The following is a 16,206-nucleotide window of genomic DNA, read 5'->3' as shown; positions in this document are numbered from 1 at the left end:
TTTCCTAGCAAATACATTTTGAAAGGATATACAACTATGCTTCGATTCAAATTAGAATATATATTTTTCATTGGCGGTCTACTCACTCTCGCCATCGGTATTAATATGATGACGACAATTACTTCCTTTGGACTTAGCCCTTATGATTCCTTCTTTATTGCACTATATCAAAATTTCGGGATAAGTATCGGTTTTTGGATTTTCATGATTAATTTTGCTTTTACTCTTATCGTACTCTTTTGGAATAAAAAACAAATTACGATCGGTACCATTGTAACAATGATTCTTATTTCGCTTTTTGTTGATTGGATTGGTTCCATTACAACCATTATGGATGCTATCCGCTCTCTTCCAAAATATATAACACTTATTTGTGGAAATCTATTCGTTGGAGCCGGGATTGGCCTTTACGTCTCTACAAACCTTTGCGCGGCGCCTCAAGAAGCTTTCGTTTTGACGGTTGCTGAGAAAAAGAAGTGGACATTTAGAAGAACAGAAATTTCGTTAGCGTTTTTATTTTTAACATTAAGCTTCCTATTAGATGGACCTATCTATTTTGGAACAATCATCTTATCTTTTACAACAGGCTGGATTATCCAAGCATTTATTCAAGTTGGTACGCAGATTTTAAATAGAAAAAAACCTATTAAGCAGGCTGCTTAATAGGTTTTTTATTAGGGGAGATGCTACTTTGCATCTCCTTCAATTCGGTAATTTGCTTTCAGACAATCTATTTCTTCATACCCTTGCAACGTATGTAGAATATAATCATAATCAGCAAGAGATGCACGATGCGTTACAATTACAATTTCAGCTTTTCCTTTCTCTTCAAGTGGCATTTGAATAATCTTTTCAAAGCTAACACCACGCTCAGAGAACAATGAAGTAATTTTTGCAAATACACCAATTTCATCTTTTACATGAAGTCTTAAAAATTTCTTCACAACAATTTCGTCTGGCTCTTTTAATACCTTTTTATACTGCGGGGATACCGCGCTATTTCCGTTTACACCTAATCGAATATTTTGCATTACAGCTACTAAATCCGAAACAACAGCTGTTGCTGTTGGTAAACTTCCTGCACCTGGTCCATAAAACATCGTTTCCCCGACCGCTTCACCGTACACATATACAGCGTTATATTCATTTTGCACAGCCGCAAGGGGATGTGTATTTGGAAGTAGCGTTGGTTCAACTGTAACTTCTAATTTTTCACCATCTCGCTTCGCAAGACCGATTAATTTAATCGTGTAACCTAAACTCTTACTATATTCAATATCTTCCTCTGTAATAGAAGTAATTCCTTTTACCTTCACATCTCCAAGCTCCACATTTGTAGAGAAACCGAGGGTAGCCAAAATCGTCATTTTTCTTGCTGCATCTAAACCTTCCACATCTGATGTTGGATCTGCTTCTGCAAATCCAAGTTGTTGGGCTTCTTTTAACACGTCGTTATATGCTCTCCCTTCATCTGACATTTTCGTCAAAATAAAATTTGTCGTTCCATTTACAATTCCCATTACTTTCGTAATAAGATCTGAAGAAAGTCCTTCTACGATACTTCGTAAAATCGGGATCCCTCCGGCTACACTTGCTTCATAAAACAAGTCTGCTTTATTATCTTTTGCTACCGCTAAGAGTTCCGCACCATGTAACGCCATTAAATCTTTATTGGCAGTTACAACATGCTTTCCACTTTGTAAAGCTTGCAAAATATATGCTTTTGCATCATCAATGCCACCCATTACTTCGATGACAACGTCAATGTTCGGATTATCTAAAATTTCATTTGCATCTTGTGTTAATAGAGTAGAAGGTACCTCTACTTCTCTCTCTTTTTCAATATTTTGTACTAGTACTTTCGTTACTTTCACGGGACAACCTACTTGGTGTATGAGTCTCTCTTGATGATCTGTAATAATACGAACTACACCGCTACCAACTGTCCCAAGACCTAATAAGCCAACTTGAATTTCCTTCATAATACTGTCCACCCCTCAAAAATTGTGTTTAGATGAAATTATATGAGTAAAAAATCTGAAAAACAATGTTTTTTTGAACATTCGGAAAAATATAAGTTAATTTTTACAAAGAAAACGTTGCCACGTGTTACACAATCTTTTTTTATAATACATAAGGGGTTTCTTGATACACGTAATAATTCAGCCAATTAGAGAATAATAGATTCCCATGACTTCTCCACCTTACAAGCGGTTTCTCATTTGGGTTATTATGCTTAAAGTAATTTTTCGGCACATCAATATTTAACCCTTTGTCGCGGTCTCGTTCGTATTCTTCTTTTAACGTATCACAACTATATTCACTATGGCCGAGCGCAAACACTTGTCTTCCTTCTTGCCCAATAACAAGGTGAACACCCGCTTCCTCAGAGTTTGCTAATAATGTTAATTCTGTCACCTCTCTAATATCACTCTCTCGTACTTCTGTATGACGAGAATGCGGGGCAAAAAACAATTCATCAAACCCTTGTAACAATTTCACATGTTGCTCACGGACTTCATGTTCAAATACACCGAACATTTTTTCCTTAAGAGGATACTTTGGAACGCCATAATGATGATACAAACCAGCCTGTGCCCCCCAGCAAATATGAAGCGTAGATGTTACATTCTTTTTTGAATACTCCATAATACGTTTAAGCTCTTCCCAATAATCTACCTCTTCAAAAGAAAGAGTTTCAACTGGTGCTCCCGTAATAATCAATCCATCAAATTTCTCATTCTCAATATCACGGAATGTTTTATAGAAGCTCGTTAAATGTTCCTGTGCTACATTACGGGACAAATGTGATTCCATATGAAGTAAATGAACATCTAATTGCAACGGCGTGTTGCCAATTAAACGAAGTAATTGTGCTTCTGTGTCTTGCTTTGTAGGCATTAAATTTAATATAGCAATTTTCAATGCCCGGATATCTTGTGTTTCTGCTCGCTCCTTCGTCATTACAAAAATATTTTCCTCCTGCAACACTTTGCGAGCTGGTAAATCTTTATCAATTATGATCGGCATGTTCTTTGCCTCCGACTAGCGCTGCTTCTAAATCTGCAATAATATCAGAAACATCTTCTATACCAACCGATAAACGAATTAAATCTGATGTAACGCCAGCTAGACGCTGATCTTCAGCACTTAATTGTCTATGCGTCGTGCTAGCAGGATGTATAACACAAGTTCGTGCATCCGCTACATGCGTTACGAGAGTTGCTAGTTTTACATTTGCGATAAATTCTTTCGCAGATTCTAATCCGCCCTTAATACCGAATGTTAAAACACCACTAGCACCTTTTTTCAAATACGTTTGTGCTAACGAGTAATTTTCATTACTATCTAGTCCCGGATAATTCACCCATTCAATACGTTCATGGTTAGCAAGCCACTTAGCAACTGCAAGAGCATTTTCACTATGACGCTCCATTCGTAAATGCAGCGTTTCTAAGCCAATATTGCTAATATACGCATTGAATGGGCTCATACAGTTTCCGTAGTCTCTTAATAATTGAACACGTGCCTTCACAATATAAGCTGCTGCACCAAAATTTTGAACGTAACTTACGCCGTGATAACTTGGATCCGGTTCAACAAGTTCAGGATATTTCCCATTTGTCCAATCGAAGTTCCCTCCGTCAATGACAATACCGCCTAAAGAGCTTGCATGACCATCGATATATTTCGTCGTAGAATGAACGATAATATTTGCCCCGTGCTCAAATGCTTGGCATAAATAAGGTGTCGCTAATGTATTATCCACGATAAAAGGTACTTCTAACTCTTTCGCTGCATCTGAAAATTCTTTGAAATTTAAAACGTTCATCGCTGGATTTCCTAGCGATTCTGCATAAACAAGCTTCGTCTTATCATTAGCAAGAGCCACGATTTCATCAGCAGTTAAATTCGGATTAAAGAACGTAACATCGATACCAAGCTTACGCAAACTCACCCCAAACAAATTAAACGTCCCGCCGTAAACTGTGGAAGAACAAAGCAAGTGGTCTCCGCTACTACAAATATTTAAAACAGCAAGCATAATAGCAGCCTGCCCAGAAGCCGTCGCAACAGCTCCTACACCACCCTCTAACTCCGCTAATTTTTGCTCAAATGCAGCTAGAGTAGGATTTCCAATACGCGTATATATATATCCTTCTGCCTCTAAATTAAATAGTGCTGCTAAATCATCCGAAGTATCGTATTTATACGTTGTACTTTGATAAAGTGGCAAAACACGCGGTTCACCATTCTTTGGTGTATAGCCACCTTGCACACAAATTGTTCCTTTTCCCCATGATTCTCCCATCTCTCATTCTCCTTTCTTCTATGCAAAATAAAAAAACTGCTCCTTTCCTGAAAACAAGAAAGGAGCAGTTTGAAAACACGCTCTAAAGGCTCTTTCTTATCTCTCAGGATTTATTACCTGCAGGATTTGGCACAATTCCGTTATACGGCTGTTGCCAAGGTTTCATCGGGCCTGTCCCTCCACCTTTTCTTGATAAGACTATGCAATTACCGTTGATTTTATAGCAATAATTTCCTAATGTCAATCAGTTTTTCTGAATGTTCTAAATTAATTACAAAGGCTTTGACATGCATAACAAAAGAAATATATTCCATATCCCTTTGAAAAAGACCTTTTAAAACCCATGATTACTATATAGAATTAAGTACGTAGTTTAACTGTATACATTTCAAATTCTCACGAGACCTCAACATATTGAATAAGCCAACCTCTCAAAAAGATACTATACATATTCATTTCATTTCTCAGTAGCATATTCACTCCTTTCGACATTACAACTTACATAATGGAGGTATAACATGACAAACACAAAGGACATGCATTATATACTCGTCCTATACGGCATTCTTTTAGGCTCTATAGTAGGAGCAACAGTCTGGCTATTTTTAGTTACAATAAATATCGGCATTCACTTTATTTGGGGATACTTACCTACCATTTTCTCTTCTCCCCCGTATTACACTATTTGTGTAACAACTATCGGTGGTATTCTCGTCGGTTTAACTCAAAAATACTTCGGCACATATCCACGTCTTATGCCGGAAGTGATGGGTGAATATAAAAAAACAGGTAGAATTGAATACCGTTCCGTACATAAAGCTACTTTAACTGCGATTATCGTTTTAATATTCGGAGCTAGCTTAGGTCCCGAAGCAGCGCTTGTTGGCATTATCGGTGGACTTTGTACATGGATAGGGGATCGCTTTACATTCGCCTTAAAAGGAATGAATGAACTAACAGAGGTTGGGATTGGTGCTACTTTAAGTGTAATTTTTAACGCGCCATTATTCGGTTATTTAGCTCCAAATGAAAATGAGGGTGAGCAAATTAACGAATTTTCTAAAGGAAAAAAAGCAATTGTATATTTAGCTACCACTTTCGCTGGTTTTTCCGTTTATTTATTACTTAGTAAATTCGATAATCGCGGATCCTTTATCGTTGATTTTGGGGAAGGTTCCCTTTCTCTTAATGAATGGATTGCCTTTCTACCACTTGCTAGTATCGGTGCTATAGTTGGCTTCTTTTATTTCAAATTAGAATTCACATTAGAAAAATTAATCCATCCCTTAAAGGAATACAAACTATCACTTGGAATTATCGGTGGTATTTTATTAGGAATTACAGGAACTTTTCTCCCGTACACGTTATTCTCAGGAGAACATCAATTAAAAGATTTAGTCGTTGAATGGAGCCATTTATCCTTCTGGGTACTACTTCTTTCAGGGGTTTTAAAATTATGCATTACTGCCGTTTGTTTAAATACAGGTTGGCGCGGTGGACACATTTTCCCAATTATATTTGCTGGATCTAGTATCGGATATGCTATAGCGTCCATTATCCCTATAGATCCAATTGCTTCAGTAGCCATCGTCACGACAGCAATTTCAAGCTATGCATTAAGAAAACCAATTGCAATAACATTACTATTACTCATGTTTTTCCCGCTCAATTTACTACTGCCGATGCTTGGAGCGGCAGCGATTGGTAATGCATTTCCACTTCCTAAAAACAACGAAGCTACAAGCGAATAAAAGTAGGCAGTTGGGACAAAAGTTCCACTGCCTATTTTTATTACACACGTTGCTTCAATAGTGCGTATAACTCTTCAAAATTTTGCACTTCATATGTTGGCACAACCTCGCTATCATTTGATTTCTTTTCTCGATTAAACCAACAAGTATCAATTCCCGCTACATATCCGCCTTTCATATCAGCACTTAACGAATCCCCAATAATGAGCCCCTTTTCTGGAGCAAAATTAGGAATTCGTTCAAAAACATAATCAAAATACTCTTTCATCGGTTTTTGGAATCCTGTATCCTCAGAAACAAAAATATCTTGAAACAAGGCATGTAATCCTGCATTACGTAAACGTTTATCTTGCGTCTGAGAAATACCGTTTGTCACAATATATAAATCGTACTCACTTTGAATTTGACTTATGAATTCAAATGCGCCTTGCATGAGCTGATTTCCTTCTTCTAAGTAGCTACGATAATTATTTTCGAATAATATCCCGTCTACCTCTTCCCCATATTCTTTCAACAAAATTGAAAATCGTGTATTTAAGACTTCATCACGATTTATTTCCCCTTCTTCAAAAGCCTCCCAAAGGCGTTTATTAATTTTTTTATACTGCGCTTCAACCTCTCTAGTTAGATTAATCCCTCTCTCTTCAAACAGCATACGTAACGCCACTTTCTCCGCCTTTTGAAAATCTAACAATGTATCATCTACATCGAATAACAATGTTTTATATTTTTTCATAAGCACTTCACACCCTCTTTTCTACAAAAATAAATTTACGTAAATCGTATCATTCCTTCTTGTAAACATAATAGGAGATATCTCATACTAAACAGGAGGTGAAAACATGAAAGTTAGCAAAAATAGCGAAGAAATCTCTCATTACATGCAAACTTCCAACTTCCATACCCTTTTTTCTTTTAATGTCTTACCATATGTTGAACTACACTCCTTTCAAAAGAAAGAAAGGATATGTAATGAAGGCGTTGATGTTCCTTATCTTTATTACTTAATTTCCGGGAAAGCAAAAATATATATGAGTCACAAAAACGGGAGGGTCTCCTTAATTAACTTTATTCAAGAACCTTCGTTCATTGGGGAGTTAGGGTTAATCGGCGTTGAATCCGTTACGAAAACGGTGGAAGTGATTGAAGATTGTATGTGCTTGGCACTCCCTCTTAAAGATTGTCAGCATCTTTTATTGCAAGATCCTATCTTTCTACAGAAACTATGTAAATTTATCGGCGAAAAAACAATTATCCGAACAGAAAGTTACGCCAAAAATAATAGTTATCCGTTCGAAAACCGGTTAGCGGCATTTATTCTATTAACAGAACAAAATAACAGTTATACAGAGAAACACACCGAAGTTTCGGAATACTTAAATGTCAGCTACCGTCATCTTTTATATGTATTAAACCAGTTTTGCCAACAAAATTACTTACAAAAAGACGGAAGAACCTATTACATACAAGATCGAATTCAATTAGAAACACTAGCTGATGAACTTAAAATATAAAAAAGCGGCATTAACATTTATATGTTAATGCCGCTTTTTTCGAGTGACGATTCTATTTTCAATTAAAATTTGCTTGCTACTTTAGCTGCTTCTTCAAGACCTGCTGTAATGATCTCTTCTGCTTTATCTGGGAATTGGTTATGTCCTTCAATAACTACTGTTTCCATATTTGTTGCACCGAAGAAGCCCATCATGCTTGCTACATATTTAACAGCCATTTCTACTTCAGCTGCTGGACCTTCAGAATATACGCCACCGCGCGCGTTTAATAATGCAATCTTCTTATCTCCAATTAGACCAACTGGACCTTCTGGCGTATATTTAAACGTTTTGCCAGCACGGTTTAAATAATCAATATATGTGTGCAATACTGCTGGGATTGTTAAGTTCCATAATGGGAAACCGAAAACGACTTTATCAGCTTCTAAAAATTGATTTAAATACTTATCAGCAACTGCTACTGCTTTTGCTTCCTCTTCAGTTAAATCAAACCCTTTACCTGCTTTGAATGTACCATTAATCATATCTACGCCTACATATGGTAAGTCTTCTTTATATAAATCAAGTTCTACTACTGTATCATTTGGATGTGCTTCTTTATAGTTTGCTAAAAATGCCTCGTATAATTTCACACTAACTGCTTGTTCCGCTGGGCGGTTGTTTGCTTTTACAAATAAAACTGTTGCCATTGTTTTTCCTCCTAGTACTCACTCTTCTGTTGTTATATGCTTTCAAAAAAGGTATCCCTTGTAATTGTTGTTTTGTTGCTTACAAACATATTTTATCTTTATATCTAGACAATTTCGTCCTCACATAGACGTATTTTTCCATAAAAAAAGTCCACCTTCTAAAGGCGAACTAGGTCTTACGACTTTTGTCTTATACAATTCCGTTTTTCACTGCATATAATGCCGCTTGCGTGCGATCAGATAAGTTCAACTTACTCAAAATACTACTTACATGAGCTTTTACCGTTTTTTCTGTAATAACTAGAACGGAAGCGATCTCTTTATTACTCATCCCTTTCGCTAATAGCTGCAACACTTCATTTTCTCTCGCTGTTAGCACATCCACTTGAATAGAAGGTTCTTCTTCCTTTTCTTCCACAGGTAATGTTTGAGAGAGAAGAGTATTTGCTATATCCGGATGTAATTGAATATTACCTTTATATGCGCTTCGAATCGCTTCAACAAGTTGATCCGGTTCTACATCTTTTAAAATATACCCACTTGCCCCCGCCCTTAACGTTGGTAAAACATGCGCCTGATCAGAAAAGCTTGTTAATACAATTACTTTCACATCAGGATATTCTTTTTTGATACACGCTGTCGCCTCGACACCATCCATTTCGGGCATATATAAATCCATTAGTACAACATCAGGATTTGTTTCTCCTACTTTCACTAATGCTTCTTTCCCGTTATTTGCTTCTCCAACTAACTCTAAATCTTCCTGTGTACTTAAGAAAAATGCTAATCCTTTTAAAACGACTGTATGATCATCAACTAATAATACTTTTATTTTCACAAACTTCCCTCATTTTCACATCATAATGGTACATTTATTTTTATACTTGTTCGTTTTTTTTCACTTACAATTTTAATTGTTCCACCAATTAGTTCTACTCTTTCGCGCATCGTTGTCATGCCAAGTGACTTCTTCTCTTTTATGTCCTTTTCTATAAACCCATTACCTTGATCCACTATTTCTAATGATACATCGTTCTCAGTTACTTTAAAATAAATCGTCGCTTCCTTTACACCTGCATGCTTACTCACATTGTTTAGCGCCTCTTGTCCAATGCGCCACAGTGCTTCTTCTACTACACGAGGTAAGTCACGAACACCAGTAACTTGCTCCCTAATCTTCAATCCTAAGTTTTCACCGTACTGCTTTAGAGCAGGTAATAACCCTTTCTCTAATCCTGCCGGACGAAGCTGCCAAATTAATGTCCTCATTTCTTTTAAAGCTCCTTGTGCTAATTCACGCATCTCATGCAAAGATTGATCTACCTTTTCATTTTGACCTTTTAAAACTGCCTCAGCGCCTTTTGTCATAAAGGTTAACGAAAATAGCTTTTGTGAGACGGAGTCATGTAAATCTCTTGCCAACCGATTCCTTTCTTCCATTCGTACAAGTTCACGGCGCTGCTCATTTAATCTTAAATTCTCGATTATTAACGAGACATGATTCGATAGCGCTTGGATTACATCTATTGTGTTAACATCAAATTCTCCATTATTCAAACTAACACATAAAACACCAAATATATGATTTTGAATATGTATTGGTGTAGCAATAACAGCTCTATTTAGATGTACACTATGCCCAATTTGATGTTTTAGTAGCACCGGCTCATCTTGTTCTAACGCCTTCTTTGCCGCTTCTTTTACATCCTCTTGTAACTCTTCCTGACTATAGGACGCTCGCAAAGATAATTCCTTTTCTTCCCTAATAAAAAAAGCCACTTGATTCCATTGAAATACTTCACCTATATGATTTACCACTTTTTCAGGTAATACATTAAATTTATGAATCGTTTTTAAATCTTGAATAAAACGTTCCAATTTCACATAATAATGTGCTCTTCGCTTTTTATTTTCATATAATTTTGTTCGCTTTAAGGCCGTCCCAATTTGGAAAGCAACCGATTGAAGTAATACTAATTCTTCTTCCGAAAAATGCGTTTTACCAGGACTTGCTACATTTAACACACCAAACTTTTCGCCTCCAGCCTTTAAAGGAACCGTAGCATGATGAAGAATGCCTTCTGTATCTCCCCAATTATATTCAATTGCATTATTAATTCTTTTACATTCAATAATATTAACGGCTCTCTCCAATTTCCCATCTACAAAGCCACGTAAACACCAACATTCCCCTTCACACATCGGACGTTTATTTTCATATGTAAGTGCCTCTGGCAACTGGTAATCAATCAACTTCGTATATTTCCCATTTTCATCCGCAAGAAAAATCCATCCCGTCTTTAAACCTGTTACACTAAGCAATTTTTCTAGCACCGCTTGCAATACATGGTATGTATCATTTGATGTATTTAGTGTTTCTGCAATTTCTTTTAATATAACTAATTCATTTGTGCGATTATCTCGAAACATAATCAGTCTCCTACACGCAAAATTTTAAATAGCTCCTAAAATAAATCATCTACTTTTCACTTTGTACTTATTCGTAACATTGATATAATGGTGAAAACATAGTTTTCATTATATCACTTGAGGGGGCTTTCATAATGACATTAAATAAAGCACTTACTATCGCTGGTTCTGATACAAGTGGCGGTGCTGGTATACAAGCAGATTTAAAAACATTCCAAGAACTTGGTGTATACGGAATGACATCTCTTACGACAATCGTGACGATGGATCCACATAACGGTTGGGCACATAACGTATTCCCAATCCCGGCTTCTACATTAAAACCACAATTAGAAACAACAATTGACGGTGTTGGCGTAGATGCTTTAAAAACAGGTATGCTAGGATCAGTAGAAATTATTGAAATGGTTGCAGAAACAATCGAAAAACATAATTTTAAAAATGTAGTAGTTGATCCTGTTATGGTATGTAAAGGTGCTGATGAAGCATTACATCCTGAAACGAATGATTGCTTACGTGACGTTCTTGTTCCAAAGGCATTAGTTGTAACACCAAACTTATTTGAAGCTTACCAATTAAGTGGCGTAAAGATCAATTCTCTTGAAGACATGAAAGAAGCAGCGAAAAAAATCCACGCTTTAGGCGCGAAATACGTCCTAATTAAAGGCGGTAGCAAGCTTGGTACAGAAACTGCAATCGACGTCCTATATGATGGACAAACATTCGATCTTTTAGAATCAGAAAAAATTGATACAACAAATACACACGGCGCAGGTTGTACATACTCTGCTGCAATTACAGCAGAACTTGCAAAAGGAAAGCCTGTGAAAGAAGCAGTAAAGACTGCTAAAGAATTTATCACAGCCGCTATCCGTTATTCGTTCAAGATTAATGAATACGTAGGCCCAACACATCACGGTGCATATCGTAAATTCGTTGTATCAAAAGAACTTGTCTAACCTATAAATGAAAACACCCACAGAGTTTATATTTTCTCTCTGTGGGTGTTTTTTATAAACTCTTCTGGTCATCGTATCTTTAAGATGCAGAACTAACCTGATTTCTACCATTTCTTTTGGAGTAGTATAATGCATCATCAGCAGCTTGAATAAATTGCTTTGGTGATTCTTCATACACTGAAATGCCTACTGAAACTGTAATTTTTATTTTTGTTCCATTTAACAATTGGAATGGATGGTTTTCAACAACTGTGCGAACTTGTTCCCCTGTACGCATTCCATAAGCTAATCCCTTCTTTGGTATCAAAAGTGCAAACTCCTCTCCACCCTTTCGAAAAGCCAAATCTGGAAATGGTGAAATTTCTCTTAAAATACATCCAATTTGTTTTAACACTTCGTCTCCTGCAGGATGTCCATACGTATCATTTACACACTTAAAATGATCAATATCTATAAGTAGTAAACAAAGTGAATCATTTCTCATACGCTTACTCCCAATATGACGATTCATCTCTAAATCAAACTGTCTTACGTTTCCTAAACCTGTCAATGCATCTATCGTTGCATATTGCCTCATCGTTTGAAATAACTCATTGGATTGCAATACATAATTTGCGCTTATAAATGTGATATATGCTGCAAAACCACTACAAACTACATATAATGCTACGATAGACATATCCTTAAATAAAATAGAAAGTGGCACTACTAAAATAGATAAACTATATACATTAAACCAGATCCATCTTGTAAATATAGAAGCTTTCATCCGCCAAATAAAAACAACTCCAACACCTATCAATACAATACTATAACAAGCCAATTCAGAGGCTAAAGAGTACTCGGTAAAAAATAATCGGGTAATTAAAATAATAGTAACTGTTATACTACTAGCTATCGGACCTCCGATTATAATTGCCAAAATAACAGCTAAATAACGTAGATCCAGCATAATATTCTCAATATGTACACCAAAATGCATCAATAGTACACTTAATATTCCAGTAAGCATACCTACTACACATTTCTGCCAAAGAGAAAACTCTTCTTTTAACGGCTTATCTCTTAAAATCTGACCTCCAACAAAAATAAAGGAAAGAATAATTGTTGTGTTTACAAATAAGTCCCTTAACATAAAATAATCTCCCTACTTTTCTATCTATCCCTTTCCTTATTTTATTGTATACGAGATACCTATAATTCCCAAAGCTTTTTATTTATTTTTTGCTGTTCCACGTGAAACAGCAAAAAAAATAAAAGAGCGAAAATTCGCCCTTTTCATTAACAACATCGTGATATCTTTCCACCCTTTGCATTAAATCTAGCTTCTTGCGCTTCTGCAAAAAACTGTTTTTGACATACCACTTCTTCTTCTGGATGATGCTTTTTCATATGCTCTACATATGTTTCATAGCTTGGTACCCCAACGAGCAAACTAATAAAGTGCTTCCTTTTTCCCCATACTTGCCGCAGTCTTTTAAGCATAATAGTTCCTCGACTCACTTTCATCTCTAGAAATATATGGCGCCTCTTTTAACGGCATCGGCCTATTTCTTAATACTTGAATCCAAATTCGAATTGCAGAAATTAATACAGCGATTACAACTATCATAAAAATCCCACAAAGTGCTGCATCAATATAATCATTGAAAATAATTTGTTTCATTTGGGCGACATTTTTAGCTGGTGCTAACACTTTCCCCTCATCTAATGCTCCTTGAAATACCTTTGCATGAGATAGAAATCCTATTTTAGGATTTTCATGAAATAGCTTTTGATAACCCGCTGTCATCGTTACAATAAGCAATCCGACAGTTGGAATCAGCGTCACCCAAACATATGCCTTTTTCCCCATTTTGAACAAAATTGTCGTTCCAAGTAATAATGCAATACCTGCTAACATTTGGTTTGCAATACCGAAAAGTGGCCATAATGTATTAATTCCACCAAGCGGATCTACTACCCCTTGATATAAGAAATAACCCCATCCTAATACACATAATGTTGTAGCTATTACATTCGCTAATGTAGAATCCGTTTTCCCAAATGGCTTATATACATGTCCTAAAATATCTTGAATCATAAATCGGCCTACACGCGTTCCAGCATCAATTGTTGTTAAAATGAATAGCGCTTCAAAGAGGATTGCAAAATGATACCAAAAGGCCATCATGGCCGTCCCACCTATTACTTGTGAGAAAATATATGCCATACCTATCGCTAACGTCGGTGCGCCACCTGTACGTGATAAAATCGTTTGCTCTCCAACGTTTACAGCGAGATCTTTTAGTTCATTTGGTGTAATTGCAAATCCCCATGAAGAAATAACTTGAGCTGCCTGCGAGACATCCGTACCGATAAGTGCTGCGGGACTATTAATCGCAAAATAAGTTCCTGGTGTTAATACACAAGCTGCAATCATCGCCATCGCGGCTACAAATGACTCCATTAACATTGCTCCATAACCAATTGGTTGTGCGTGTCCCTCTTGTTCAATCATCTTTGGTGTCGTACCTGATGAAACGAGAGCATGGAATCCAGACACCGCACCACAAGCAATTGTAATAAATAAGAACGGGAATAAGTTTCCAGAGAAAACAGGACCTGTTCCATCGATAAATTTCGAAACTGCTGGCATTTGTAAATCTGGTGCTACAATTAAAATACCGATTGCTAATCCAACAATTGTCCCGACTTTTAAAAATGTGCTTAAATAATCACGTGGTGCTAAAAGCATCCAAACTGGTAATGCCGATGCGATAAACCCATATACAATAAGCATAATAGCAATCGTTTCACCGCTAAATGTGAACATACTTGCAAGTGTTGGATGTTCTGCTACATACTGTCCTCCAATAAGAGACAGTATAAGTAGAATGATTCCGATTACTGACCCTTCACCAACCCGTCCAGGCCTAATGTAGCGCATGTACACTCCCATTAAAATAGCGATAGGAATCGTTGCTGCTATCGTAAACATTCCCCAAGGACTTCCTACAAGCGCCTTTACTACTACTAATGCTAATACCGCTAATAAAATAATCATAATGCCTAAAATACCTATCATTGCAATAAGCCCTGTAACAGGACCAATCTCATCTTTAATCATTTCTCCTAAAGATTTACCATTCCGTCTCATTGAAGCAAATAAAATTACAAAATCTTGCACAGCTCCAGCGACAACTACCCCAACAATAATCCATATTGTCCCTGGTAAATACCCCATTTGCGCCGCCAAAATCGGTCCTACTAAAGGGCCTGCCCCAGCAATGGCTGCAAAATGATGTCCAAATAATACCCACTTATTTGTCGGAACATAATCTTTTCCATCATTTAATGTATGGGCTGGCGTTTGCCGATTATTATCTAAACCGAATACCTTTCTCGCTATAAATCTACTATAAAAGCGATAAGCAACTGCATACACACATACCGCAGCTACTAAGAGCCACACGGCATTAATAGTTTCACCTTGTGATAAAGCTATTACACCAAAAGCACCTGCTCCTACTGCTGCAATAACTCCCCAAAGTAAAATCGACTTCAATGTTTTCACATACAATCCCCCCAATACTATTGCTTAGTGGGATTGTACTAAATTTTCTGAATATTTTATTTGAATCCTCCTTATCATGAAGGATTTTTAGTTTATCATGTTAAAAATTTCGCATTATCTACTATAATTCTATTTTATTTCGAAGTTTTTTCACGTAATTCCGACTAACTGGAATCGGTTGCTCATCATATTTATCTAAATACAAATTATATGTGCCATTATAATAAGGTTTTAGTTCTTGTACATATGACATATTAATTAAATAACTTTTATGTACGCGTAAAAAATCATATGCATTTAACTTATTTTCCAGCTCCTGAAGTGTATATGTTGAAATATACTGATTATTCGTTGTATAAATTGAAACCGTTTTGTTCTCCTTATTTTTGCTTATATATACAATATCTTCAGGGAAAATATATCTAATCCCCTCTTGACCTTCTATCGGTAGTTTTCGCAAATAACTCTTTGCCTTCTCGCCTTGCTCTTTACACATTCTATATAAAAGGAATTGCAAATCTTCCTCACGAAATGGGCGTAGTAAATAATAGAATGCTTGAAAACGAAATGCCGTAATCGACTCTTCTATATCTTCACCCATAAAAATCAATTTCGTATAACAATTTACTTCCCGTAATAAACTCGCATATTCAAAACCAGTTCCATCTAGTAATTTTGAATTCAAGAAAACAAAATCTGGTGTATGCTTTTTCATGATAAATAATGATTCTGTTCCCGTATTTGCTTCAAAACATTCTACATTCTTTATATTTTCAGTGAATTTTTCAGCTAAACTTCTTCGCTCTTCTACTTCTTCCATGATCAGTAAAATTTTCATTTCTTCAACCACCTAATTCTTTTGTCCATATGTCCTGTTGTATACATTCGCTTTTATAAGAAACATTCCCTTTTTCTTACTATACCATTATTTATCTAAAAAAACAGAAAAAAGGAAACCACGACGGTTCCCCCTGCCCTTTTATTCCATTATTTGT

The 16,206-nt window shown here is 36.3% G+C and carries 15 protein-coding genes and 1 riboswitch; of the genes, 4 read left to right on the top strand and 11 right to left on the bottom strand.

Features of this window, described 5'->3' with window-relative positions; all coding sequences use genetic code 11:
* Positions 1 to 36 precede the first annotated feature (36 nt).
* On the top strand, positions 37 to 663 hold the full coding sequence (locus MR115_RS07595) for a YczE/YyaS/YitT family protein (RefSeq protein WP_242240705.1): 627 nt from the start codon (positions 37 to 39) through the stop codon (positions 661 to 663).
* 23 nt (positions 664 to 686) lie between these two features.
* Here the strand turns inward: MR115_RS07595 and MR115_RS07590 are convergent, their stop codons facing one another.
* The 3 genes from MR115_RS07590 to MR115_RS07580 form a co-directional block, all read right to left on the bottom strand.
* Positions 687 to 1,982, bottom strand: coding sequence for a homoserine dehydrogenase (locus MR115_RS07590; protein WP_000659102.1), 1,296 nt, complete (start codon positions 1,980 to 1,982; stop codon positions 687 to 689).
* A 142-nt stretch (positions 1,983 to 2,124) separates the two neighbouring features.
* Positions 2,125 to 3,030, bottom strand: coding sequence for a homoserine O-acetyltransferase MetA (gene metA, locus MR115_RS07585; RefSeq protein WP_063262378.1), 906 nt, complete (start codon positions 3,028 to 3,030; stop codon positions 2,125 to 2,127).
* Positions 3,014 to 4,312: a bifunctional O-acetylhomoserine aminocarboxypropyltransferase/cysteine synthase gene (locus MR115_RS07580; protein WP_071724451.1), complete on the bottom strand. Its 1,299-nt coding sequence runs from the start codon at positions 4,310 to 4,312 to the stop codon at positions 3,014 to 3,016. Before MR115_RS07580 ends, metA begins: the two co-directional genes overlap by 17 nt.
* Positions 4,313 to 4,405: 93 nt before the next feature.
* A riboswitch (SAM riboswitch) is annotated at positions 4,406 to 4,511 on the bottom strand.
* Positions 4,512 to 4,830: 319 nt separating this feature from the next.
* Between MR115_RS07580 and MR115_RS07575 the strand changes: the two genes are divergently transcribed.
* Positions 4,831 to 6,063: a chloride channel protein gene (locus MR115_RS07575; protein WP_242240704.1), complete on the top strand. Its 1,233-nt coding sequence runs from the start codon at positions 4,831 to 4,833 to the stop codon at positions 6,061 to 6,063.
* A 40-nt stretch (positions 6,064 to 6,103) separates the two neighbouring features.
* On the opposite strand, the gene MR115_RS07570 is transcribed toward MR115_RS07575, so the two are convergent.
* Positions 6,104 to 6,799, bottom strand: a complete 696-nt coding sequence (locus tag MR115_RS07570; protein ID WP_242240703.1) for a YjjG family noncanonical pyrimidine nucleotidase — start codon at positions 6,797 to 6,799, stop codon at positions 6,104 to 6,106.
* Positions 6,800 to 6,905: 106 nt separating this feature from the next.
* Between MR115_RS07570 and MR115_RS07565 the strand changes: the two genes are divergently transcribed.
* Positions 6,906 to 7,577: a transcriptional regulator YeiL gene (locus tag MR115_RS07565; RefSeq protein WP_242240702.1), complete on the top strand. Its 672-nt coding sequence runs from the start codon at positions 6,906 to 6,908 to the stop codon at positions 7,575 to 7,577.
* Between the two features lie 62 nt (positions 7,578 to 7,639).
* On the opposite strand, the gene MR115_RS07560 is transcribed toward MR115_RS07565, so the two are convergent.
* The 3 genes from MR115_RS07560 to MR115_RS07550 all read right to left on the bottom strand — a co-directional run bounded on the left by MR115_RS07560 (position 7,640) and on the right by MR115_RS07550 (position 10,696).
* On the bottom strand, positions 7,640 to 8,266 hold the full coding sequence (locus MR115_RS07560) for an FMN-dependent NADH-azoreductase (RefSeq protein ID WP_242240700.1): 627 nt from the start codon (positions 8,264 to 8,266) through the stop codon (positions 7,640 to 7,642).
* A gap of 190 nt (positions 8,267 to 8,456) precedes the next feature.
* Entirely contained in the window at positions 8,457 to 9,104 is a 648-nt protein-coding gene (locus tag MR115_RS07555) for a response regulator (protein ID WP_242240698.1), read from the bottom strand.
* A 20-nt stretch (positions 9,105 to 9,124) separates the two neighbouring features.
* The gene (locus MR115_RS07550) at positions 9,125 to 10,696 is read right to left on the bottom strand and encodes a GAF domain-containing sensor histidine kinase (protein ID WP_242240696.1); all 1,572 of its coding nucleotides are present in this window, start codon (positions 10,694 to 10,696) and stop codon (positions 9,125 to 9,127) included.
* 134 nt (positions 10,697 to 10,830) lie between these two features.
* Between MR115_RS07550 and pdxK the strand changes: the two genes are divergently transcribed.
* Positions 10,831 to 11,655: a pyridoxine/pyridoxal/pyridoxamine kinase gene (gene pdxK, locus MR115_RS07545; RefSeq protein WP_242240694.1), complete on the top strand. Its 825-nt coding sequence runs from the start codon at positions 10,831 to 10,833 to the stop codon at positions 11,653 to 11,655.
* A gap of 79 nt (positions 11,656 to 11,734) precedes the next feature.
* Here the strand turns inward: pdxK and MR115_RS07540 are convergent, their stop codons facing one another.
* From MR115_RS07540 to MR115_RS07525, 4 genes are all read right to left on the bottom strand, one after another.
* Positions 11,735 to 12,790 (bottom strand): GGDEF domain-containing protein, encoded by a 1,056-nt coding sequence (locus MR115_RS07540; RefSeq protein ID WP_242240692.1) that lies wholly within the window; start codon positions 12,788 to 12,790, stop codon positions 11,735 to 11,737.
* A 146-nt stretch (positions 12,791 to 12,936) separates the two neighbouring features.
* Positions 12,937 to 13,140, bottom strand: a complete 204-nt coding sequence (locus MR115_RS07535; protein WP_000919822.1) for a YbdD/YjiX family protein — start codon at positions 13,138 to 13,140, stop codon at positions 12,937 to 12,939.
* The gene (cstA, locus tag MR115_RS07530) at positions 13,133 to 15,211 is read right to left on the bottom strand and encodes a carbon starvation protein CstA (protein ID WP_048542787.1); all 2,079 of its coding nucleotides are present in this window, start codon (positions 15,209 to 15,211) and stop codon (positions 13,133 to 13,135) included. Before cstA ends, MR115_RS07535 begins: the two co-directional genes overlap by 8 nt.
* A gap of 121 nt (positions 15,212 to 15,332) precedes the next feature.
* On the bottom strand, positions 15,333 to 16,049 hold the full coding sequence (locus MR115_RS07525) for a LytR/AlgR family response regulator transcription factor (RefSeq protein ID WP_088098565.1): 717 nt from the start codon (positions 16,047 to 16,049) through the stop codon (positions 15,333 to 15,335).
* Between the last annotated feature and the right edge of the window lie 157 nt (positions 16,050 to 16,206).

The sequence above is a fragment of the Bacillus cereus group sp. BfR-BA-01309 genome (genome assembly GCF_022664315.1).
Lineage (GTDB): Bacteria > Bacillota > Bacilli > Bacillales > Bacillaceae_G > Bacillus_A > Bacillus_A mobilis.
This window is presented reverse-complemented; position numbering and strand designations above follow the sequence as displayed.

Excerpts from the sequence above, each read along its gene's own strand:
- MR115_RS07575 (WP_242240704.1), top strand. The coding sequence starts at position 4,831 with ATGACAAACACAAAGGACATGCATTATATACTCGTCCTATACGGCATT.
- MR115_RS07535 (WP_000919822.1), bottom strand. The coding sequence starts at position 13,140 with ATGCTTAAAAGACTGCGGCAAGTATGGGGAAAAAGGAAGCACTTTATT.
- MR115_RS07550 (WP_242240696.1), bottom strand. The coding sequence starts at position 10,696 with ATGTTTCGAGATAATCGCACAAATGAATTAGTTATATTAAAAGAAATT.
- metA (WP_063262378.1), bottom strand. The coding sequence starts at position 3,030 with ATGCCGATCATAATTGATAAAGATTTACCAGCTCGCAAAGTGTTGCAG.
- MR115_RS07540 (WP_242240692.1), bottom strand. The coding sequence starts at position 12,790 with ATGTTAAGGGACTTATTTGTAAACACAACAATTATTCTTTCCTTTATT.
- MR115_RS07570 (WP_242240703.1), bottom strand. The coding sequence starts at position 6,799 with ATGAAAAAATATAAAACATTGTTATTCGATGTAGATGATACATTGTTA.
- MR115_RS07590 (WP_000659102.1), bottom strand. The coding sequence starts at position 1,982 with ATGAAGGAAATTCAAGTTGGCTTATTAGGTCTTGGGACAGTTGGTAGC.
- MR115_RS07560 (WP_242240700.1), bottom strand. The coding sequence starts at position 8,266 with ATGGCAACAGTTTTATTTGTAAAAGCAAACAACCGCCCAGCGGAACAA.
- MR115_RS07595 (WP_242240705.1), top strand. The coding sequence starts at position 37 with ATGCTTCGATTCAAATTAGAATATATATTTTTCATTGGCGGTCTACTC.
- MR115_RS07525 (WP_088098565.1), bottom strand. The coding sequence starts at position 16,049 with ATGAAAATTTTACTGATCATGGAAGAAGTAGAAGAGCGAAGAAGTTTA.
- MR115_RS07580 (WP_071724451.1), bottom strand. The coding sequence starts at position 4,312 with ATGGGAGAATCATGGGGAAAAGGAACAATTTGTGTGCAAGGTGGCTAT.
- pdxK (WP_242240694.1), top strand. The coding sequence starts at position 10,831 with ATGACATTAAATAAAGCACTTACTATCGCTGGTTCTGATACAAGTGGC.
- MR115_RS07565 (WP_242240702.1), top strand. The coding sequence starts at position 6,906 with ATGAAAGTTAGCAAAAATAGCGAAGAAATCTCTCATTACATGCAAACT.